Here is an 808-nt window from a genome sequence, read left to right as displayed (position 1 = left end):
CTCCTTGGTTTGGGCTAATCCGCGTTCGCTCGCCGCTACTGACGGAATCACTATTGTTTTCTCTTCCTCAGGGTACTTAGATGTTTCAGTTCCCCTGGTCTGCCTCTTCATAACCTATGTATTCAGTCATGAGTGACTGGACATTACTCCAGCCGGGTTTCCCCATTCGGACATCCCCGGATCAAAGCCTGCTTACGGCTCCCCGAGGCATTTCGTCGTTCGCCACGTCCTTCTTCGGCTCCTAGCGCCTAGGCATCCTCCGTGCGCTCTTAGTAGCTTAACCTATGCTGAAACAAGTTCCAGCTTTCTTCGTTAATCTCAGCTAAGAGATCTATCGCAAATTTCATATCCAGTTTTCAAGGTGCAATGTCTTAATGGTGGAGCCAAGCGGGATCGAACCGCTGACCTCCTGCTTGCAAGGCAGGCGCTCTCCCAGCTGAGCTATGGCCCCGTAAAAGGGAATGGTTGGCCTTAGTGGACTCGAACCACCGACCTCACCCTTATCAGGGGTGCGCTCTAACCAGCTGAGCTAAAGGCCATCAGTATGTGTCCCCTCAGCAATTTCTTGCTGCCGGACTCAACCTTATTGAAGGATGTTTATTCCTTCAAAACTGAACATGAGCGAACCAGTCGATTTGCATCTTACGATGCTTATCGTTTCCTCATCGGGAAACGGTATTCCTTAGAAAGGAGGTGATCCAGCCGCACCTTCCGATACGGCTACCTTGTTACGACTTCACCCCAATCATCTACCCCACCTTCGGCGGCTGGCTCCCTTGCGGGTTACCCCACCGACTTCGGGTGTTGT

The 808-nt window shown here is 51.9% G+C and carries 2 tRNA genes and 2 rRNA genes; all 4 read right to left on the bottom strand.

Features of this window, described 5'->3' with window-relative positions:
• Positions 1-283 (bottom strand): 23S ribosomal RNA (locus I8J30_RS32610); the annotation flags it as partial.
• A 92-nt stretch (positions 284-375) separates the two neighbouring features.
• A tRNA-Ala gene (locus I8J30_RS32605) sits at positions 376-451 on the bottom strand.
• An 11-nt stretch (positions 452-462) separates the two neighbouring features.
• Positions 463-539: transfer RNA gene (locus I8J30_RS32600), tRNA-Ile, on the bottom strand.
• A gap of 147 nt (positions 540-686) precedes the next feature.
• Positions 687-808 (bottom strand): 16S ribosomal RNA (locus I8J30_RS32595); the annotation flags it as partial.

It is taken from the genome of Paenibacillus lignilyticus, assembly GCF_017942085.1.
GTDB lineage: Bacteria > Bacillota > Bacilli > Paenibacillales > Paenibacillaceae > Paenibacillus_Z > Paenibacillus_Z lignilyticus.
The sequence above is the reverse complement of the archived record's forward strand: the minus strand, read 5'-3'. Positions and strand labels throughout refer to the sequence as shown.